19 protein-coding genes are annotated in these 18,877 nt (G+C 53.7%); 10 read left to right on the forward strand and 9 right to left on the reverse strand.

Annotation, left to right across the window (positions count from 1 at the left end):
- Window positions 1–65: 65 nt before the first annotated feature.
- The 3 genes from QBD29_RS08940 to hisA form a co-directional block, all read right to left on the reverse strand.
- Entirely contained in the window at window positions 66–1,535 is a 1,470-nt protein-coding gene (locus QBD29_RS08940; protein WP_280097747.1) for a metallophosphoesterase, read from the reverse strand.
- 192 nt (window positions 1,536–1,727) lie between these two features.
- Entirely contained in the window at window positions 1,728–2,012 is a 285-nt protein-coding gene (locus QBD29_RS08945) for a hypothetical protein (RefSeq protein ID WP_280097748.1), read from the reverse strand.
- Entirely contained in the window at window positions 2,009–2,731 is a 723-nt protein-coding gene (gene hisA / locus QBD29_RS08950) for a 1-(5-phosphoribosyl)-5-[(5-phosphoribosylamino)methylideneamino]imidazole-4-carboxamide isomerase (RefSeq protein ID WP_280097749.1), read from the reverse strand. The genes QBD29_RS08945 and hisA overlap by 4 nt, the downstream gene beginning before the upstream one ends.
- A 141-nt stretch (window positions 2,732–2,872) precedes the next feature.
- Here hisA and QBD29_RS08955 point away from each other — a divergent pair, with 141 nt between their 5' ends.
- On the forward strand, window positions 2,873–3,262 hold the full coding sequence (locus QBD29_RS08955; protein WP_280097750.1) for a DUF2147 domain-containing protein: 390 nt from the start codon (window positions 2,873–2,875) through the stop codon (window positions 3,260–3,262).
- Window positions 3,263–3,280: 18 nt separating this feature from the next.
- Here the strand turns inward: QBD29_RS08955 and hisH are convergent, their stop codons facing one another.
- The 3 genes from hisH to QBD29_RS08970 all read right to left on the reverse strand — a co-directional run bounded on the left by hisH (window position 3,281) and on the right by QBD29_RS08970 (window position 5,085).
- Window positions 3,281–3,916, reverse strand: a complete 636-nt coding sequence (gene hisH / locus QBD29_RS08960) for an imidazole glycerol phosphate synthase subunit HisH (protein ID WP_280097751.1) — start codon at window positions 3,914–3,916, stop codon at window positions 3,281–3,283.
- Window positions 3,913–4,506: an imidazoleglycerol-phosphate dehydratase HisB gene (hisB, locus tag QBD29_RS08965; RefSeq protein ID WP_280097752.1), complete on the reverse strand. Its 594-nt coding sequence runs from the start codon at window positions 4,504–4,506 to the stop codon at window positions 3,913–3,915. The genes hisH and hisB overlap by 4 nt, the downstream gene beginning before the upstream one ends.
- Before the next feature lie 114 nt (window positions 4,507–4,620).
- Complete coding sequence (locus QBD29_RS08970) at window positions 4,621–5,085, reverse strand: sel1 repeat family protein (protein WP_280097753.1); 465 nt, start codon at window positions 5,083–5,085, stop codon at window positions 4,621–4,623.
- A 21-nt stretch (window positions 5,086–5,106) separates the two neighbouring features.
- On the opposite strand from QBD29_RS08970, the gene QBD29_RS08975 reads away from it, so the two are divergent.
- The 3 genes from QBD29_RS08975 to QBD29_RS08985 all read left to right on the forward strand — a co-directional run bounded on the left by QBD29_RS08975 (window position 5,107) and on the right by QBD29_RS08985 (window position 8,408).
- Entirely contained in the window at window positions 5,107–6,357 is a 1,251-nt protein-coding gene (locus tag QBD29_RS08975) for a cytochrome c peroxidase (protein ID WP_280097754.1), read from the forward strand.
- A gap of 125 nt (window positions 6,358–6,482) precedes the next feature.
- Window positions 6,483–7,400 carry a LysR family transcriptional regulator gene (locus QBD29_RS08980; protein ID WP_280097755.1) on the forward strand — a complete coding sequence of 306 codons (918 nt, stop codon included), beginning with the start codon at window positions 6,483–6,485 and terminating at the stop codon, window positions 7,398–7,400.
- A gap of 42 nt (window positions 7,401–7,442) precedes the next feature.
- Window positions 7,443–8,408 (forward strand): LysR family transcriptional regulator, encoded by a 966-nt coding sequence (locus tag QBD29_RS08985; RefSeq protein ID WP_280097756.1) that lies wholly within the window; start codon window positions 7,443–7,445, stop codon window positions 8,406–8,408.
- Here the strand turns inward: QBD29_RS08985 and QBD29_RS08990 are convergent, their stop codons facing one another.
- Window positions 8,409–9,923, reverse strand: a complete 1,515-nt coding sequence (locus QBD29_RS08990) for a trimethylamine methyltransferase family protein (RefSeq protein WP_280097757.1) — start codon at window positions 9,921–9,923, stop codon at window positions 8,409–8,411.
- 153 nt (window positions 9,924–10,076) lie between these two features.
- On the opposite strand from QBD29_RS08990, the gene QBD29_RS08995 reads away from it, so the two are divergent.
- From QBD29_RS08995 to QBD29_RS09010, 4 genes are all read left to right on the forward strand, one after another.
- Window positions 10,077–10,739, forward strand: coding sequence for an SOS response-associated peptidase (locus tag QBD29_RS08995; protein ID WP_280097758.1), 663 nt, complete (start codon window positions 10,077–10,079; stop codon window positions 10,737–10,739).
- A gap of 57 nt (window positions 10,740–10,796) precedes the next feature.
- The gene (locus QBD29_RS09000; RefSeq protein WP_280097759.1) at window positions 10,797–11,690 is read left to right on the forward strand and encodes a LysR family transcriptional regulator; all 894 of its coding nucleotides are present in this window, start codon (window positions 10,797–10,799) and stop codon (window positions 11,688–11,690) included.
- Window positions 11,691–11,777: 87 nt separating this feature from the next.
- Window positions 11,778–12,941, forward strand: coding sequence for an aromatic ring-hydroxylating dioxygenase subunit alpha (locus QBD29_RS09005; RefSeq protein WP_280097760.1), 1,164 nt, complete (start codon window positions 11,778–11,780; stop codon window positions 12,939–12,941).
- Entirely contained in the window at window positions 12,938–13,171 is a 234-nt protein-coding gene (locus QBD29_RS09010) for a hypothetical protein (RefSeq protein WP_280097761.1), read from the forward strand. Before QBD29_RS09005 ends, QBD29_RS09010 begins: the two co-directional genes overlap by 4 nt.
- Here the strand turns inward: QBD29_RS09010 and QBD29_RS09015 are convergent.
- Complete coding sequence (locus QBD29_RS09015; RefSeq protein WP_280097762.1) at window positions 13,168–14,115, reverse strand: LysR family transcriptional regulator; 948 nt, start codon at window positions 14,113–14,115, stop codon at window positions 13,168–13,170. The two genes, QBD29_RS09010 and QBD29_RS09015, sit on opposite strands and share 4 nt — an antisense overlap.
- Before the next feature lie 125 nt (window positions 14,116–14,240).
- On the opposite strand from QBD29_RS09015, the gene QBD29_RS09020 reads away from it, so the two are divergent.
- Both QBD29_RS09020 and QBD29_RS09025 read left to right on the forward strand, forming a co-directional pair.
- A complete protein-coding gene (locus tag QBD29_RS09020) occupies window positions 14,241–16,661 on the forward strand; it encodes an FAD-dependent oxidoreductase (RefSeq protein ID WP_280097763.1) in 2,421 nt (806 codons plus the stop codon).
- A gap of 3 nt (window positions 16,662–16,664) precedes the next feature.
- Window positions 16,665–17,426 carry an NAD(P)-binding domain-containing protein gene (locus QBD29_RS09025; protein WP_280097764.1) on the forward strand — a complete coding sequence of 254 codons (762 nt, stop codon included), beginning with the start codon at window positions 16,665–16,667 and terminating at the stop codon, window positions 17,424–17,426.
- A gap of 143 nt (window positions 17,427–17,569) precedes the next feature.
- On the opposite strand, the gene QBD29_RS09030 is transcribed toward QBD29_RS09025, so the two are convergent.
- Window positions 17,570–18,877: an FAD-binding oxidoreductase gene (locus QBD29_RS09030; RefSeq protein WP_280097765.1), complete on the reverse strand. Its 1,308-nt coding sequence runs from the start codon at window positions 18,875–18,877 to the stop codon at window positions 17,570–17,572.

Raw genomic sequence — 18,877 nt, forward strand, 5'->3', positions numbered from 1 at the left:
AAAACCTGCGCCTCAAAAGGCAATCGCAAACTCTGGTGCCATTGCCTTTGAGGGGGTGTTCAGGCTTACGAAGACGACCAGGTTTCTGTGCCGTCTTCGTCATAAAAGGATTCTTTGATGCCATTTGGGCTGAGGGTGATGAGCATGAAGCCGTTTTTCACCTGACCGTTTGGCTTGCTTGCGTCTTTTGGTGTGCCTGCCGCAAATTCCACGGTGTCGATCCAATCGCCAGCTTTAAACGGGGCCACGGCATTTGGTTTGGCCAGTCCCCACGGGGCGCCGTAGGGCATAGAAGCGTGGCCCGTGCAGCGTGCTTTGCAGCCGTCAAAATAATTGCCGCCTTTGGGTTCAACATAGGCGATACCATCGTGAATATGTCCAAAGTACCAGTAATCTGGAACCTTTTTGTTGGTTGCTTCGATCATTTGGTTCCAAAGGGACACGGTTGTACCGCCTTTTTGTTTGCTGATCTTTTCCGTGCCCGTCAGGTTAAAGGGCGTGTGATGCGTGAGAATGACGGTGGTTTTGGATGAATCAATTTTGCTTTGAACAAAATTGATCTGGCTTTGGTTCAGGGCCCCATCCATAAACAGCCAATCTGGGCTGTCATAGGCGCTGTCGAGGCCGAAAATCTGATAGTTGTCGTTTTCCAAAAGGAAATAGGTGCAGCCTTGTTGGTGTTTGAACGGGGCAGCGGTGAGCGCATCTTCGTAGAGTCCATAGGCCCCACAGTACATTTCGTGATTGGAGTTCATCGTATAGGATTGACCGTTTGCCATATTCGCAGGCCATTGGTTCACGAGGTGGTTCACCTCATCATCCATGCCAACGAAAGGTCGCAGATCAGACCATTGCGGTGTTCCTGTGTAATACACATCGCCAAGATGGATGAGATAATCTGGGTTCAGCGCCATTGCCGCATCGCGGACGTTCTGTGCGTCTGAGGCGCCAGTGCCCCAATCACCGATCAGCGCAATCTTGATCGCATCGGTATTCGCCCCCGTAAGCGAAGCCGTGGATGGGGTCGTGATGAAGGGGGATTTTTTGTAGATGTGATTAACAAAGAACACGTTGATCACGGCTTCGATCCAACGGAAATTTAGCTGGCCATAGGGTTCTGTGCTCCATAATGTGCCATCTGATCCGACGGCATAGCCCCCCTGAACTGCGTTGAGCAAAGTGTTATATTCTGATTGCGTAATGGTTGGCGGTGGGAAAACACCCGCATCGTCCAGCAGTTTTAATCCTTCGAGTAGGATAGACGGGATTTTATCCGCATAGGGGATTTGAGACGGATTCTTTGCCCAATAGGGTATCGCGCCAAATTCCACATCTCCATCCGATGTGACCACAGGTCGATCATGGGGCGGGGCGAAATAGGGAATGGTTTGTTTCAGCGCCGCATCTGCCGCGACCAGATCGTCATAATAGGTGGAGAGAAGCAGGCCTTCGGTTTTGGTCGTGAGTTCATCACGCAGCGCGTTCAATTGTTTGCGAATGTGATCTTCTTGGGATTGGGAATATGTTTGTGTCATTGGGCAACCGTTTCATAAAAATGCGTTTCTGCTTTCACGCGGATGAATGGGCGTGCGTGAAAATACCATAGGTAGAGTTAACCTTGGAATTGAAAAAGAAGTCCAGTAATTTGTGAATTTTTGTAAGTGTTTTGCAAATAGAAGAAGGGGGTTCAGACGTGTGTATTTGGCAGTGATCCCGCGTCTGATGGGCTATTTGCTGGCGTCCCGTTTTTTCATCCAGTCGCGAACGTAGAGCGTGCAACCGCCCAGCAAAATCCAGAAAAAGAACAGACTGGTGTTGGCAAAAATGCTGATGATCGGGTTGGAGTTGTAGAGTGCTGATACGTCAATCGCCCCGATCTGGCAGGTCTGCATGATGCCATCGTCATATGTGCAAATGCCAATAATATCGAGAAAAGTGGCGAAAAGCACTACAAGCAGGAACACTGCGAGAAAGGCGATGTAGACAGCGATTATGGCAGTTTTGGTGCTCACGATTTCAGGAGAGCCGTTGCATCTGCCACGTTGATTTCGCCGTCATAAAGCGCGCGACCCGAAATAGCCCCATCGAGCGGTGCGCCGCAGTCTTTGAGCGCTTGTAAATCCGCCATAGAGGACACGCCACCCGATGCGATGACGGGAATGGACACGGCATGGGCGAGGGCGGCTGTGGCTTCTACATTTGGGCCTTGCATCGCGCCGTCGCGGTTGATGTCGGTATAAATAATGGCGGCAACACCTGCATCTTCGAACTGTTTGGCAAGATCGGTTGCGTCCACATCTGTTTCTTCGGCCCAGCCGCGTGTGGCGACTTTGCCGCCGCGGGCATCAATGCCAACGGCGACATGGCCCGCAAAGGTTTTTGCGGCTTCGCGCACGAGGGCTGGGTCCTCGACCGCGACAGTGCCAAGAATAACGCGCTGGAGGCCGCGATCGAGCCAGCGTTCGATGGTCGCCATATCGCGGATACCCCCGCCGAGTTGGGCAGGAACCTTGCAGGTTTTGAGGATATCTTCGACAGGCTTGGCGTTCACGGGTTCGCCCGCGAATGCGCCGTTCAAATCCACCAAATGGAGCCAATCGCAGCCTTGATCCACGAAGGCCTGCGCCTGTGCGGCAGGATCGTCGTTGAACACAGTGGCCTGATCCATTTCACCCTTGTAGAGGCGCACGCAAGCGCCATCTTTGAGATCAATTGCGGGGTATAGAATCATGACAGGTTCCAGATTTGTGGTCTTTGACCTTCGGATAACGGGATGCGCAAGGAAATGCAAAGGCGGTTGGTTTACCCAAGGTTTAGGTTGACCCTTAGGGCAAGGGTTTGCATGGTTTCTGCGCAACATGGGGAGAGAAACATGAAGAAATTAGCATTGATCGCGGTGATGGCAGCCTTTGCAACGCCGACATTTGCGGATGATATCTTTGGCACGTGGAAGACCATTGCTGATGACAATGGCAATTCTGGTCACATTAAAATTGCGTCTTGCGGGTCCAAGATTTGCGGAACACTGATCCAGTCTTTCGATAAAAACGGCAAAGCATTCAAATCCGAAAATCAGGGTAAAAAGCTGATGTGGGATATGGTGAACAAGGGCGGCGGCAATTACGGTGATGGTAAAGTTTGGTCCCCTGATCGGGATAAGACTTATTCAGGCAAACTGGTTTTGTCTGGGAACAGCCTGAACGTGAAAGGCTGCGTTTTCGGTGTATGCCGCAGTGGTGGTAAGTGGAAACGCGTAAAATAATCGTTCCACTTTAAGGCTTTACGGAGCCCACTGTAAGAAATTGCCAATCAATCGCAGGCCGGTTGATTGGCTTTTTTCTGGGTGGAACTGTGTGCCGATGATGTTGTCGCGCCCCACGGCTGCGATAATGTCGCCGCCGTAATCGCAGGTCGCCACCACATCGCTGCGGTTTTCAGGGACGAGGTGGTAGGAGTGTACGAAATAGATGTGGTCGCCCTTGGCAATACCCTCGAACACAGGGTGTTCGGGTGTTTGCGTCAACTCATTCCAACCCATGTGCGGAATTTTGAGTGCGGGGTCTGATGGGGTGAGGGCGGTGACTTCGCCTTTGATCCAGTCAAAGCCTTTGTGATTACCGTGTTCACGGCCCCAGGTGGCCATCATTTGCATGCCAACGCAGATGCCCATGAAAGGATTGCCTGCTTTGACCTTTTCTTCGATTGCGCCGAACAGGCCGTCGATGGCCCCCAGTTCGCGGCGGCAATCGGCAAATGCGCCTACACCCGGAAGGACAACGCGGTCAGCCGCACGCACCTTATCGGGATCAGCCGTGACGATGATATCGCCGCCGTTTACCTCAGCCGCCATGCGCTGAAATGATTTCTCGGCAGAGCGTAAATTGCCAGAGTTGTAATCAACGATTGCGGTGATCATTCCGACAACGTGCCTTTGGTGGATGGAATGGCATCTGCTTTGCGCGGATCCGTTTCAAGCGCAGCGCGCAAGGCTTGGGCCACGGATTTGAAGGCGGCTTCAGCAATGTGGTGGCTGTTGAACCCATCCAGTGCTTCGACGTGGAGCGTAATGCCGCCCTGCATGGCGAAAGCGGTGAAGAATTCGCGCACCAATTCTGTGTCAAAGTTGCCGATTTTGGCGGTGGGCATGTCCACTTTCCACACCAGATAGGGGCGGCCAGATAGATCAAGCGCCGCACGTACCAGCGCGTCGTCCATGGGCAATAGGCAAGAGCCATAGCGGCGGATGCCGCGTTTGTCGCCAACGGCTTCTGTCAGCGCTTTGCCAAGGGCAAGGCCCACATCTTCGACGGTGTGGTGATCATCAATGTGCAAGTCACCTTTGGCGCGGATTTTCATATCAATCAGCGCATGGCGGGACAGTTGATCGAGCATGTGATCAAAAAAACCAACGCCTGTTTCATTGTCGTAAACACCTGTTCCGTCGAGGTTTATTTCAACGGTGATGGCGGTTTCTGCGGTGTCGCGAGTGATCGTAGCCGTGCGCATGAGCGTACCCTTTGGTCTGTTTGGCTGCGTTATAGGCGCGGAATGGACCCGTTCCAAGGGCTGAGCGACGTTTCGCGAAAACGTGTTTCGCGCTGTTGCAGTTGGGTGTTACTGTCAGTCGAGCGGAAACAGGTAGGTGCGATAGTCTTGCAGCAATTCATTGGCAATTTTGGCGTCCTCAGAAGAGAGTTTTTCGCGAAGAAAACTGCTTTGGTTTTTTGCCCCATCCGCACGCCCAATCGCGGCAAGTTCGGCCCAAAGGAAGGCACGAATTGGATCAATGGCCGTGCCTCTGCCTTTTTTGTACGCGTGGGACAGGCGCAGTTGCGCGGCTGGATGCCCTTTGGTGGCGGCGCGAAGGTAAAAATCAAACCCACGGGCAAAGTTTTGTTCAACGCCAAGGCCAAGCGCGTGGATGTTTCCAAGCAGAAACTCGGCCTCTGCATTGCCCGCGTTGGCGGCTGGAACCAAGTTTTCAACGGCCTTTTCAAACTGTCCATTGATAAACGCGTCCCGCGCGATTTGTATATCGGCCTGCGCGGGAAGGGCAAAGCAAAGCAGAAAAAGAAGAGTGCGCATTGGCTTAGCCTTTGGTTTGGCATGTGTTTCGCAGGGTTTGCGGGGGCGCAAGAGTTGCCCAAGCCGCTGAGCGATGACGCATTCTTGCAGTTTGACCCAGCGCAGGCAAGGCTCGGCCAGATGTTGTTTTATGATCCCATCCTGTCGGGCAATCGCAACATTTCCTGTTCTACCTGTCACAGTGGTGCGTTTGGATCAGGGGACGGTGTTGCGCTGAGTTTTGGAGAAGGGGGCATTGGGCTGGGGCCTGCCCGCATACAAGGCACGGCCAAAGTGCGCCAATCGCGCAATGCGCCGCCTTTGTGGAACCTGAGCGCAATAGAGGTTCGAGCACTGTTTCATGATGGGCGCGTTGAGGTTGTGAATGGCACGTATCAAACGCCCGCAGGGGGGCGTTTGCCTGATGGGTTGACGTCATTATTGGCGGTTCAAGCCCTTTTCCCGCTGATCGCGCGAACAGAAATGGCCGGCGATCCAGAAGAAAACGACATTGCCTTGGCCGCGTTTGACAATGCCCCAAAGGCGTGGCGGCTGATTGCGGCGCGCGTGGCGGAAATTGAAGGCTACCAAAGTATGTTTGACGCTGCTTACGGCACTGATGATGTTGATATTGCACGTATTGCCAATGCTTTAGCAGCTTATATTGATGCCGACTTTCGTGCGCAAAATACGCCGTTTGATCGGTTCCTAAGCGGGGACGAAGCGGCATTGAGCGAACAGCAAAAACGCGGCGTTGCGTTGTTTTATGGCGATGCAGGGTGTTCTGGCTGTCACAGTGGGCCGCTGTTTTCCGACCAGCAGTATTACAACATTGGATTGCCAACGTTTGGGCCAGGTATGACGCGACGATTTGATCCTGTGGCGCGGGATGTGGGCCGAATGGCGGTGAGCGGTGATCGCGCTGATGCCTATAAGTTTCGCACGCCCTTTCTGCGTAATGTGGCAAACACTGCGCCCTATGGGCACAACGGTGCGTATAAAACTCTGGAAGGCATTATTCGCCACCACGGCGATCCTGAAAGGGGGTTGCGCAGCTACACACGCCAGAGCGTGGATTTGCCCGAAATAGACAGCGCAGTTGACGATTTTGCCTTCGTATCAGACCCGCGCATCCAATCGCAAATAATTGACGGACTGTCGATCCAGCCTAAGTTAATAAGCAGTGAAGACTTAAAAGCGTTGGTGGACTTTTTAAAATCTCTTTCACCTTCTCAACCAAAAACACCTTTCGGACGGCCCAGTTCCGTTCCCTCTGGATTAAACATGGATTGAAGAGGTGACGCGAAGTTACGGGCTCCTTCTGCGTGACAAGAGTGATAGCTGTTCAATTCAGGATTGCCAAAGATAGCATAATCGCAAGACACCTTTGGCGCTTAGCAGCCTAAGGAGCGATTTTTATGATAGATAACCTGCGGTCCTTAGCGATGCTGATTACGGTTTTAGAAGAAGGTTCTTTCCAAAGCGCTGCGGATCGTTTGAATGTTTCGGCGACTGTTGTTTCCCAAAACATCAAATCGTTAGAGGTTCGCCTTGGACATACGCTGTTAGATAGATCAAAACGTTCCATCCAACCCACAGCGCAAGGGCGCAAGTTGATCGGGCCCGCCCGCGCCATGTTAGATGCGGCAGAAGGTGGGTTTCAGGCGCTTAAATCTGACCCGACCGAGGTGTCTGGCAATTTGATTGTATCGGTCCCTTCGATGTTGTCGGGTGGGCCGCTGGTGAACATTGTAGAAGATTTTCTGCTGGCCAATCCGCGCATTAAGATGGATTTACGGTTTGAAAACGTTCAGCGCCATCCGATCCATGATGATGTGGATTTGACCATTGGGCTTTATCCATTGAACCACAAAAACATCCAAATTCGCGACCTTAGGGGCGGGGGCGGTGGATTCTTTGCGGCACCTGACTTGGCTGAACGCATTGAACGGATACCCGCGCAAAGTGTTTTGACCACCATTCCGTTGTTGATGTGTTATGGATTTGGCAGTGATGAATGGGCGCAAGCGTTTCAGAAAGAAGACGCGGAATTGGATTTGGACATTCCATTTAGGATGAAATGTGATGATGTGTCTGTCATCTATCGACTGTGCGTTTCGGGTGCAGGGTTGACCGTTTTGCCCCATTCTATGGTGCGCGAAGATGTTAAGAACGGGCGCTTGGTGCAGGTGCTGAAGCATATATCGCTCGGGCACGCGCATTTTTTCGCAATGTGGAACGGGCGATCTGCAAAATCAGATATTATCGAACGGTTTTTAGACCACAACGAAGAGGTTTTGGCCCGAGTACGCGCGCAATCGGCCCAAGCGGAGTAAAAATGGCTTGCTGTTTGCGATGCGCCCCGCCTAATAGCAGGTATGGTTGATACTCCTGGTAAATTGTCGCTTTGGGCGATCGAAGTTTTCATTGCAGCGGTCGAAGAAGGCTCCGTTTCTGCGGCAGCGAAACGCTTGTCAGCCAGTGTTTCATCAGTGTCTCAGCAGTTGACCAATCTGGAAAACGCATTGGGTGCAATTTTGCTGGATCGCACAACGCGGCCACAGCAGCTTACCTCTGCGGGTGCGGTGTTTTTGAAACGGGCGCAAACCATTTTGTCCGAGGCCAATCAGGCCAAGGCAGAGCTGGCGGTTTATAATTTTTCCAAAATGACACGATTGCGGCTCGGTGTAATCGAAGATTTTGATGCGGATGTGACGCCTGCGCTTATGGTGCAGTTGGCTGGCGCGTTAAAAGGCTGTCAGTTCTTGTTAGAAAGTGCGAGCAGTTATGCTTTGGCCGATGCGTTGGAGTCCCGTTCGCTCGATGTGATTGTGGCGGCGGATTTGGATATTACGTCCAAGTGGATGGAAGTTCATACGCTGATGACAGAACCGTTCATTGCCGTGGCACCCAAGGGGTATGTGGATCGCTCCAAGCCAGTGTTCGAACAGGTCGAAAAACTGCCGTTTGTGCGCTATTCCTCGCGTCAGATGATGGGCCGCCAGATAGAAGCGCATTTGGCGCGGCAACGGATCAATCTGCCCAATCGTTTCGAATTTGGCAGCTATCATGCGATCCTTTCTATGGTTGCAGGTGGCGGTGGCTGGACCGTGACAACCCCACTTGGCTACATGCGTGCGCAGCGGTTTCATGGGTCGCTAGATGTGATGCCACTGCCGTTTAAAGCACTGTCGCGGTCCATTTCGCTGATTGCGCGTAAAGGGGAAATGGAAAGCATTGCAGGGGATGTAGCAGGACTGATGCGCCCGCTGATCCGCGAAATGCTGGTTACACCCTGTGTGGCGGATTATCCGTGGATGGATGGGACATTCCGCGTCGAATAATCAATCCAGTAAGATATTGAACCGCTTTCGAATTTCACGATCTGCGGTTGGATCAAGGTAGGCCGGATCGGGGCGCATAAGGAGTTCTTTTGCGCGGGCGTTTGCTTTGTCCCACATGGTTTCAGCACCCAGATCCCCCCACGTTTTGGGGTCGTTTCTATCAGAAAGGGTTGGGTAGAAATAATCCCGCTCCATCGCATCGAGCGTGTGTTGGCCGCCAAGGAAGTGCCCTTCGCCAAGGACTGCATCTTTGATCGCTTGCACGCCGAGCGTTTCAGGCGTTACCTCAACTCCGCGCAAAGTGCGATAGATGAGAGAGTGCATTTCATCGTCGATGAGAAATGCCTCGAATGATGCGCCAAGCAGGCTTGCCATCATCCCGGAACTTTCGTGGATCATGTTGCCACCTGCGAGGCCTGCGGCGAGTGCGGTGATGCCTTTTTCCATACCCATTTGGGCGTCGGGGGCTTTGGCATCAGACATGCTCGAGGCCACACCCGAGGGCAGGCCAAGCCAATTGATGATTTGCGCGGAGGCGGCGTTCATTACGGCGGTTTCCCCACCCGCGCCCGAAAACGCGCCAGTGCGCAGGTCGATGACCAGAGGCCAGTTCGAAAAGATCATCGGGTAGCCTGGCTCATAAACGTTCACCATGATCAGGCTGGCCAATGTTTCCGCGAGCGATGAAGCAAGAAATCCTGCGAGCGTGGCGGGCGCGGTCGCGCCTGATTGGGCAGCGGTGATGCAATTGAGCGGAAGGCCAAGGCGCATACATTCAAGGGTCACATCCACGGCATCCTCACCATAACGCAAGGGGGAGATAACGGGCGAAATGTGAGCAAACACCCACGGGCGTTGACGAAAAGTTCCCGTGTCGCTGCCTGCGATGTCGAGCATGTTGCAGACAGGTTCGATAAATTCGGGCAGGAAAAACGAGGTCGCAACAGGTTTTGTGGTGCCCCGCAGCAATGCGTAGACGGTGTTGATATCGAGATCGAAATTGTCTGGCACATCGGTGGCAACACAGCATCGGGTGAACCAGCTGACATTTGGGAGCGTATCCTGAAGGCGGGTGAAATCGTAAAGGTCTGTGAGGGTGCTGGGGCGATACAACCCCGTGTCTAGGTCGAGCGTTTGTACCGCTGCACCCCCTGTTCCAAAATGGACGGATTGGCCGCCGACCTCGATAGATCGCGCTGGATCGCGGCCATGCAGCGTGATGGTCTTGGCCGCGCTATCAACGATTTTATGCGTAAAATCAGGGGGAAAAGACAGGCGGCCATGGGTGTTGATATAGGCCCCCTTGGACAAGCATTGCGCCTTTAGCCCTTCTGGGACTTCGCCCATGCCAAGTTCGTCTAGGATTTGTAGGGCGGTGGCATAGATGGTTTCAACTTCGCTGTCTGACAGCGGTTTATACTGTCCCCCCAAGGGGCCAATGGGGGCTGGGTTGTGTTCCTGTTCCTGCGCTCCGCGTTTCGCGATGCGGGCCTGTCTGCCACCTGATTTACGCATGGGTCGTCCATTTCTTGTGTTGTGTCAAGAAAAGCAGGGAACGGCGCAGCGGCAAAGCCCCAAAATAGCTTTCGGGTTCTGTGAACGGGTCTCTACAAATTTCTGCAACAGGGTGGGGTTGCTGTTTGAGGTAAATTGCGCTGGACTGTGCCTATGTGTGGACGATTTGCCCTTACGCTTCCCCCTGATGCGGTGGCAGGCTGGTTTGACGCGGTGCATGTGAAGGCATCGTTTGAGCCTCGGTACAATATTTGCCCAACCACCGATATTCCCGTGGCGGTGAATTACGAAGGGGAACGGCATTTGGTGCCGATGCGGTGGGGGTTCATTCCCAAATGGTACAAATCCCCGAGTGACGGGCCGATGCTGATCAATGCACGGGCAGAAACCATTGCGGAAAAGCCTGCGTTTCGAAGTGCGGTGCAGACTCGCCGGTGTTTAATCCCAGCAGATGGATTTTACGAATGGCACCGCGAAAAGGGTAAAGGCAAAGAACCGTGGTACATTTATCCAAACGAAGGGGAGTTGATGGCCTTTGCGGGGATTTGGCAGGTTTGGAAGGGGCCTGATGGGGCACGATCCGTGACCTGTGCCATGGTCACAACTGCGGCGGGCGAGGACCTGGCGCAAGTGCATCACCGCGAGCCCGTTACGATCAAACCTGACGATTTTGGTTTGTGGCTCGGGGAAGAAGGCAAGGGGGCGGCCAGCTTAATGCACGCCGCTGATCCTGCGTATTTCGTACGCCATCGCGTCGGGCTTGAGGTGAATTCAGGTCGTGTGGAAGGGGCTGAGCTGCGCGATCCATTGGATTGAAATGCACGGTTTTTCGTGCAAGATAGGTGAAGTGAGTTCATCTAAGCGAGCGGTCCCATGCGAGCCAAGCAATACGATATCCCGCCTTTGACGATGTTGCGCGCCTTTGAGGCCGCGTCGCGCCGTGGTGCGTTTAACGAAGCGGCGAGCGAATTGAATGTGACGCCTGGCGCCGTCAGCCATCAGGTTAAAGCACTGGAAAAATGGTTGGGTATGGCGCTGTTTTCACGCGGACATCGTGCGGTTACTTTGACGGATGAAGGGGAGCGGTTGTTCGCCGTGCTGCGTGACAGTTTCCGCGATATTGCAGCCATTACGTCGTCCTTGCGGATGCAGGCCGAAACACCGCGGGTCGAGGTGTTGGCCACCACAGCAGTGTCATCCTTATGGTTAACGCAACGGGTGATTTCATTTGGGGTGGAAAACGAAGATATTCAGGTAAACCAACAGGTGTCCGACAGTACTATGGAACGCCCGTTGACGGTAGATTTGGCCATTGAATACCGTTTGGAGCCGCCCAAAGAGCCGAAGTTTGTTAAACTCTTTGATGATGAACTGGTGCCTGTCTGTACCCCAGAAATGGCCGAAAGGCTTAAAGATGCCAGCCTTGAAGAGCTGTCACAGCAGGCATTGATCAACATGGACGCCCGCAATGAAAATTGGACCACTTGGGCCACATGGTTTGACATGATGGGATACATGGGACCCGTGGCCATGGCGCGGCGTGTAAACAATTATTCCATCGCCATACAATTGGCCCGTGAAGGGGCCGGAATTGCGCTCGGGTGGCGTAAACTGACATCTGTGATGATCGAAGATGGCCGTTTGGCTACGTTGGAAAAGCATTTTTGCCCGTCACCTGGTGCGTTTTATCTGATCTCTCCTTTGCCTGAACTGGCAGAGCCGACGGCAAAACTTTTCAATTGGATGGTTGAGCATCACGTGAAATAGATTCACCTTTTTGAAAAGATTCCGCCTCTTTTCAGGTGAGATAATTGACGACATAGTCAGGTGAAATTCATTCAATTTGGTGCTGTCATGACCCAACAATCCGATCTGTCCGCTGTGATGCAACCCGTGGCCTTGGCCAAGGGGTTGCCCAATGCCCATTACGTAGAGCCTGAAGCGTTTGAAGAAGAACGCAAATCGGTTTTGTTTGCCAATTGGTCAGGTGTTGGGTTTGCCAAGGATGTTCCCAATGAGGGCGATGCGATGCCTGTGGATTTCCTTGGCGTGCCGCTGTTGATCCTGCGCGATCACGATGGGGCGGTGCGGGTGTACCAAAACACCTGTCGGCATCGCGGCATGATTTTGGTTGATAAGCCGGGCAATATTCGTGGAACCATCCGCTGTCCCTATCATTCATGGTGTTACGGTCTGGATGGCAAGCTGCGGTCTACGCCGCATGTGGGTGGGCCAGGGCAAAACATCCACGAAGATATTAAGCGCAATGAACTGGGCCTCATCGAAATGCGCAGCCATGTGTGGCTTGGTGTGGTGTATGTAAATGTGTCGGGTAAGGCGCCTGATTTTGATGTTGTTCATGCAGAGCTTTTGGAGCGTTGGGCAGAGTTTGACAAACCGCTTTATCATTCAGGGGCGGACAGCTCGTTTAAGCTGGATGTGAACTGCAACTGGAAGCTGGCGGTCGAGAATTACTGCGAAAGTTATCACCTGCCTTGGGTGCATCCGGGCTTGAACAGCTATTCCCGTCTGGAGGACCATTACAACATTGAAGAAAATGGTCGATATTCTGGTCAGGGATCACTTGTTTATCGCCAGTTGAAAGATGATGACGGCAAGGTTTTCCCAGATTTTCAAGGGATTAGCGATAAATGGGATACGGGCTCTGAATACATCACGGTCTTTCCCAATGTTTTGTTAGGGGTGCATCGTGACCACACTTTTGCGATTGTGTTAGAGCCAAAAGAACAGGGCAAAACGCAAGAACATATTGAAATTTTCTACGCCGCTGAAGACGCCATTGGTGAAGGTTTTGCAAGCACACGCGCCAAGAATACGGCGCAGTGGAAAGAGGTCTTCGAAGAAGATATCTTCGTCGTGGAGGGCATGCAAAAAGGGCGTCAGGGTCCGTTTTTTGATGGTGGTAAGTTTTCCCCTGCGATGGATGGGCCGACCCATGTGTTTCACGAATGGGTGGCGCACAAGCTGGATGCGGGCCGACAAATGGCGGCAGAGTGAGTAATCAGAATATTGGCCCCTTGAACGAGGCACTGCTGGCTGCCCATGTGGCGGGGGACAATGAAACGCTCGTGCGCCTGTATCGCGCGGCAGGTGAGGCGGCGTTGGACACAGACGAGGTGCAGGGCTGTTTCTATCTGACCCACGCCTATGTGTTTGCGCTGGAAGCTGGACTGGCAGAGGCCGAAGAGTTGCGCGCGATGTTGGCCGCCCGAGGGCGAGAGGCCTAAGGGTTTGCTTCGCGGATCATTGCGGCGGTTGCGGGGTCCACGTGTTCCCATGGACCGTTGGCCAATTGGTTAAAGACCACTTTGAATTTCTCATGGGCTGCGGCGGCTACGGCGCGGTGTTCGCCTGCGCGATTGAGCAATGAAAATTCCCGTGGCACGCTGTTTGGGCAGGGAACCACATGCAGGTCTTTCAACGCGGTTGGCGATTGGAGCAAGCAAAAGGCCGAGGTAATGGCCCAGCCATAGCCTGCTTGCACGAATCGCAGCAAGCTTTGCGTGCTGTCAAAGTTGAACCGTGTGGGGCGATCCACCCCGATGCGGCCCAAAAGTTCAATGATCAACGCACCCATTTTCGAGGTGCGGCCATAGCCAACGTAGTTTTCTGTGCGCAAAATTTCGGCCACATCGCGGTCTTTGAACGATTTGGGCATGGCGATGACAAACGGGTCGCGGAACAAAGACTGTAATTCGACTTGTGTGGTGTCCACAAAAGGCGGGCTGTCCACTGCAAGATCAAAATGGCGGGCGCGAAAGGCGGTTTCGAGCCATGGGGAGATACCTGATTTCAGCTCTACCACATGGGCAAAAGACTGCATCGCGCCCACAAATTCAGCGCCGAGAATTTCTGACAGAGTGTCGGACATGCCAATGCGCATCAAGGGTAGGCCTGATGTGTTCATGGCGCGGATATCTGTGGTCAATTCGCGGGCTTCACGCAGCAGCGACGGCGCACGTTCCAAAAGGATGTTGCCCGCTTCGGTAACTTGTAACGGGCGCGCGTGGCGGTCGATCAATTCCACTTCAAAGACGGACTCTAAGCGTTTGATTTTCTTGGTGACAGCAGGCTGTGTGATTTCAAGAGACCGCGCAGCCTGTGATATCGAATGGTGTTCGGCCACAGTTAAAAAGGTTTGCAACAGGTCGAGGTCTGGCAGTTGTAACATTGCGCGTTCATTCCGTTTTGGATGAAAAGGGTATAACTTTTGTTAATAGGCATAATTTCTTTCAATCTCGCAAGGGTTTTCGCGTTTAGTTGCGGTAACATTTTACATCAAGGCGGAGAGACCAGATGAAGACCCATGCGCAGGCTGTTGTGATCGGAGGGGGCCTTGTTGGCTGCTCCATCCTGTACCATTTGGCAAAACTTGGTTGGACGGATGTTGTTCTGTTGGAACGGGACGAATTAACGTCGGGCTCCACGTGGCATGCGGCGGCGAACCTGCACGGACTGCATGACAATAACAATATCTCTAAGATCCAATACTATACCATGAACCTGTATAAGGAGTTGGAACAGGAAACGGGCCAAGGGTGTGGTGTTTTTCAACCTGGGTCCATCTATTTGGCGCAAACTGAAGAGCGTGAACATCAATTGCGTCTGCAAGAAAGCAAGGCGCGGTATTTTCGCGAGAAGTTTTATGAATTGACGCCAGAACAGGCGCTGGAAAAGAACCCGCTTTTGAATTTGGACGGCGTGCGCTGCATCATGTTCGAAGAAGACGGCGGCAATGTGGACCCGTCTGGCGTGACGCAAGCCTATGCCACGGGGGCGCGGCAGATGGGGGCGGAAATCCACCGATTCTGCCCCGCGACGGCGACGATTCAACAACCCGATGGCACGTGGATCGTGGAAACACCCAAAGGCAACATTCACACGCAATGGGTGGTGAACGTGGGTGGCCTCTGGGCGCGGGAAGTGGCGGCCATGGCGGGGATAAAACTGCCGTTGCAGCCCACAGAACACCAGTATTTGGTGACAGAAACCATTCCTGAAATCGCTGCAATGGATCGCCGTTTGCCATCTGTGGCGGATCGTGATGGCGAATATTACATGCGCCAAGAGGGCAATGGGTTGCTGATCGGGGCCTATGAAAAGAACCTGAAATTCTGGGCTGAGGACGGCACGCCAGCGGGCTTTGGGCATGAGCTGTTTGATGGGGATTTGGATCGCATTATGGACAATCTGGAACGGGCGATGGATCGCGTTCCAGTGGCGGCCACGGCAGGGATTAAGCGGGTGATCAACGGACCAATGATTTGGTCCCCTGACAGCGCGGCGCTCTATGGCCCTGTGCCAGAGTTGAAGAACTATTTCTGTTGCTGTGGGATTATTCCTGGGTTTAGCCAATCTGGTGGACTTGGCCTGATGTCAGCGCAGTGGATCATTGAAGGGGAACCAGAATTTGACATGTTCCCGTGGGATTTGACGCGGTTCGGCCATTGGGCGGATGAGACATTCACCAAGGAAAAGGTGGCCGATCAATATTCCAAACGCTTTGCCATCCACTTCCCGTTTGAAGAGCGGGATGCGGGCCGTGAGACACGCACACGCCCGATTTATAAGCGCCAAAAGGAGATGGGCGCGGTGCATGGGCTGAACTACGGCTGGGAACATCCGCTTTGGTATGCAGGTGAAGGCAAGGTTGGCACAGAAAGTTATGGATTTACCCGTCAGGACTGGTTCGAGCCTGTGGGGGCTGAGTGCCGCAACCTGCGCGAAAATGTGGGCGTGGTGGATGTGTCAAATTTCGGCAAATACGAGATTAAGGGGGCGGGTGCTGCCGATTGGATTGACCGTGTGATTGCCAACCATGTGCCCAAAGAAGTTGGAAGGTCTTGCCTGACGCCAATGCTCGGCGTGCGCGGTGGTATCGCGGGGGACTTCACCGTAACGAAATTGGCCGAAGATCATTTCTTTATGATCGGCACGGGCATCGGGGAGCGGTATCACCAACGGTATTTCCAGATGGTGGACCTGCCCGAAGGCACCACGTTTGAGACGGTCACGGATACCTATTGCGGGGTGAATGTGGCAGGTCCAAAATCCCGCGAATTGCTGGCGCGGTTAACGCAAGAGGACTTGAGCAATGAAGGTTGGCCGTTCATGCGGTCGCGAAAATTTACCATCGCAGGGATCGAGGCGATTGGCATTCGCGTGTCGTTTACGGGCGATCTGGGTTGGGAAATCTATGTGGCCGAAGCGGATCAGGCCAAACTGTGGGATACGCTGTTTGAAACGGGCAAAGACCTCGGCATTATGCCCGTAGGTGGCCGCTCGCTCGGGTGTTTGCGCATTGAAAAGGGCTATGGTTCATGGTCGCGCGAATATTCACCTGAATACTGGCCCCAAGAGGTTGGCTTTGAACGGTTGATTAAGATGGACAAGCCAGATTTCCTTGGCAAATCGGCCTATGCCGCGATCAAAGATAAGGCGCCGCGCGAAAAGTTGGTGTGTTTGACTATTGAAACCGAGAATGCCGATAGTTCCGGTGGCGAGCCGATTTTCCTCGCCGATGGGACGCCTGTTGGGCGGGTGAGTTCGGGGGCCTTTGGGTTTGCTGTCGATCAATCCTGTGCGCTGGCGTTTATCAAAACGGAACATGCGGTGGTAGGAGCTGAGGTGGATGTAGCGGTTTTAGGCCGCCCGCATAAGGCGGTGATACTTGAGCAACCTGCTTTTGATCCGTCTGGTTCACGGTTGCGGGGATAAACGATGGCACGGATAGGATTTATTGGTACAGGTGAAATCGCCGCGGCCATGGTCAAGGGGCTGGCGGGGCAGGGGCATCAGATTATTGTGTCCGAACGCAATGCAGATATGGCACGAGCCTTGGCCGAAGAGTTTGAAGAGGTTCAGGTTGCCCCAAACCAAGCGGTGTTAGATGGGACAGATACCGTGTGGCTGTGCTTGATGGCGCATGTGGCAGAAGATGTACTGACAGACCTGACATTTCGTGAGGATCATGTGGTTGTGTCCGCCATGGTGGATGTGTCCCATGGAGCGCTGCAACAGTTGTGTGCGCCCGCGCACAATATTTCCATGACCATTCCCATGCCGTTTATCGCGCTTGGCGGCTGTCCCTTGCCAGTGTTTCCAAGCCCAGAGGCAGTGGACGCGATTTTTGGTGCGCGCAATATCATTATCCCCGTGGACAGCGAGCGCAATCTGAACGCCTATTTCGGCGGGTCGGCCCAAGTGGCGGCAGTGCTTGCGCAGATGCGCGAAGGGGCGGTTTGGTTGGGAGAGCAAACAGGGGACGCGGCAGCCGCAGAGGCCTATATTGCGGCGATGTTTGCCGGCACGATGGCCGAAATGCCAAAAGACGGCAACGGGCGCTTTGACCGCGCGTTGCAGGCGCTCAACACCGAAGGTGGGTTGAACACCACAGTGCGCGGGCATCTGCGCGAAACAGGCAGTTTGCGCCAGTTACGTGTGGCACTTGATGGGCTGAAAGGGCGTCTGGGGTTGGAATAAATGCGGGCACGTGGGGCGCTGCTTGCTTTCAAATGTCTTAACAAACCTTAAACGCCGACACGTCCAAACAAACGTGTCGGCGTTTAGAGCTTGTTAACTTTTGGATTGGGATCGCGCGATTTTTGTTCGAATAAGTCTGCTGCTTAAATGCCCAACCGGTCCCGCATTGCATACCACGTCATCGCGAGTTTCAGTGCCGGAGAACGCAGCGCACGCCCCCCTGGAAAACGATGGGTCGGGACACGGGACATCACATCAAAGTCTTCTGCTTGGCCCGCAATGGCGGCGGCAGTGATTTTCCCTGCCAGCGTGGCAAGCGCGACGCCGTGGCCAGAATAGCCTGAGGCGGTGAAAATATTGGGGCGGATGCGGTCAAAATACGGCATTCGGTTGATTGTAATCGCCAGCGTGCCGCCCCAAGCGTAATCCAACTTTACGTCTTTGAGCTGGGGGTAAACCTGTAACATTGGCTTGCTGACGAGCGCACGAATGTCGCGTGGAAATTTATAGCCATAACTTTCGCCGCCGCCAAACAGCAGGCGATGATCGGCACTGCGGCGGTAATAGTTAACCACAAACTTGCTGTCAGCAATGGCCACATCTTGTTTGATGAGCGCTTCCGCACCGCTTTGGTCCAACGGTTCTGTGGCGACGATGAAGTTGTTAATGGGCATAACGCGGGCTGCGGTTGGTTCGTTCAGCCCCCCAAGGTATCCATTGCAGGCGAGAACCACATGGGCGGCCGTGACTGTGCCACGGGCGGTCACAACGGTGGCGGGATCGCCCGCGTCTATTTTTGTAACTTCAGAGGTTTCATAGATTTGCACCCCAGCCGCATGGGCTGCGCGCGCAAGGCCAAGCGCAAAATTCAGGGGATGGATGTGCGCAGCACCCATATCGAGTGCGCCCCCGTGATAGACTTCTGTGCCAAGAAGATCGCAGGTTTGCGCCCGATCCAAGTTTTGGATTTGCGTATAGTCGTAGGTTTTTTCCAAATGCGCGGTGTAAGCATGTAATTCAGGGACGTTTTTGGCGTGCCATTCCACATGGGCCACACCAGGTTTGTGGGCGCAATCAATCGCGTGTCGTTCTGACAGAGATTTAACGAGCGCTTTGGCGTCTTCGGCCAATCTCCACAGGTGTTTGGCGTCATCCAAACCCACTGTTTTTTCCAATTCATCTTGCTCGGCCCGCTGGCCAGAGCCCACTTGCCCGCCATTGCGACCAGATGCGCCCCAGCCTACGCGATGAGCCTCGATTAGCGAAACAGTATAGCCGCGTTCTGCAAGGTGCAGCGCGGTCGAAAGCCCTGTGAACCCACCCCCAATGACGCAAACATCTGCATGGTGCGATCCTTTGAGCTTAGGAAAGGGATCAAGGGCTTGGGACGTGGCCGCGTACCAGCTGTTTGGATATTGCCCAGTGGCGTCGTTGGCATAAAGGAGGTTCAT

The sequence above is a fragment of the Amylibacter sp. IMCC11727 genome (assembly GCF_029854195.1).
Classification (GTDB): Bacteria; Pseudomonadota; Alphaproteobacteria; order Rhodobacterales; family Rhodobacteraceae; genus Amylibacter.

Bases quoted from the DNA above. Each gene is read 5' to 3' on its own strand.
- QBD29_RS08940 (WP_280097747.1), bottom strand. From the start codon at position 1,535: ATGACACAAACATATTCCCAATCCCAAGAAGATCACATTCGCAAACAA.
- hisA (WP_280097749.1), bottom strand. From the start codon at position 2,731: ATGATTCTATACCCCGCAATTGATCTCAAAGATGGCGCTTGCGTGCGC.
- QBD29_RS08955 (WP_280097750.1), top strand. From the start codon at position 2,873: ATGAAGAAATTAGCATTGATCGCGGTGATGGCAGCCTTTGCAACGCCG.
- hisH (WP_280097751.1), bottom strand. From the start codon at position 3,916: ATGATCACCGCAATCGTTGATTACAACTCTGGCAATTTACGCTCTGCC.
- hisB (WP_280097752.1), bottom strand. From the start codon at position 4,506: ATGCGCACGGCTACGATCACTCGCGACACCGCAGAAACCGCCATCACC.
- QBD29_RS08970 (WP_280097753.1), bottom strand. From the start codon at position 5,085: ATGCGCACTCTTCTTTTTCTGCTTTGCTTTGCCCTTCCCGCGCAGGCC.
- QBD29_RS08975 (WP_280097754.1), top strand. From the start codon at position 5,107: ATGTGTTTCGCAGGGTTTGCGGGGGCGCAAGAGTTGCCCAAGCCGCTG.
- QBD29_RS08980 (WP_280097755.1), top strand. From the start codon at position 6,483: ATGATAGATAACCTGCGGTCCTTAGCGATGCTGATTACGGTTTTAGAA.
- QBD29_RS08985 (WP_280097756.1), top strand. From the start codon at position 7,443: ATGGTTGATACTCCTGGTAAATTGTCGCTTTGGGCGATCGAAGTTTTC.
- QBD29_RS08990 (WP_280097757.1), bottom strand. From the start codon at position 9,923: ATGCGTAAATCAGGTGGCAGACAGGCCCGCATCGCGAAACGCGGAGCG.
- QBD29_RS08995 (WP_280097758.1), top strand. From the start codon at position 10,077: ATGTGTGGACGATTTGCCCTTACGCTTCCCCCTGATGCGGTGGCAGGC.
- QBD29_RS09000 (WP_280097759.1), top strand. From the start codon at position 10,797: ATGCGAGCCAAGCAATACGATATCCCGCCTTTGACGATGTTGCGCGCC.
- QBD29_RS09005 (WP_280097760.1), top strand. From the start codon at position 11,778: ATGACCCAACAATCCGATCTGTCCGCTGTGATGCAACCCGTGGCCTTG.
- QBD29_RS09015 (WP_280097762.1), bottom strand. From the start codon at position 14,115: ATGTTACAACTGCCAGACCTCGACCTGTTGCAAACCTTTTTAACTGTG.
- QBD29_RS09020 (WP_280097763.1), top strand. From the start codon at position 14,241: ATGAAGACCCATGCGCAGGCTGTTGTGATCGGAGGGGGCCTTGTTGGC.
- QBD29_RS09025 (WP_280097764.1), top strand. From the start codon at position 16,665: ATGGCACGGATAGGATTTATTGGTACAGGTGAAATCGCCGCGGCCATG.
- QBD29_RS09030 (WP_280097765.1), bottom strand. From the start codon at position 18,877: ATGAACCTCCTTTATGCCAACGACGCCACTGGGCAATATCCAAACAGC.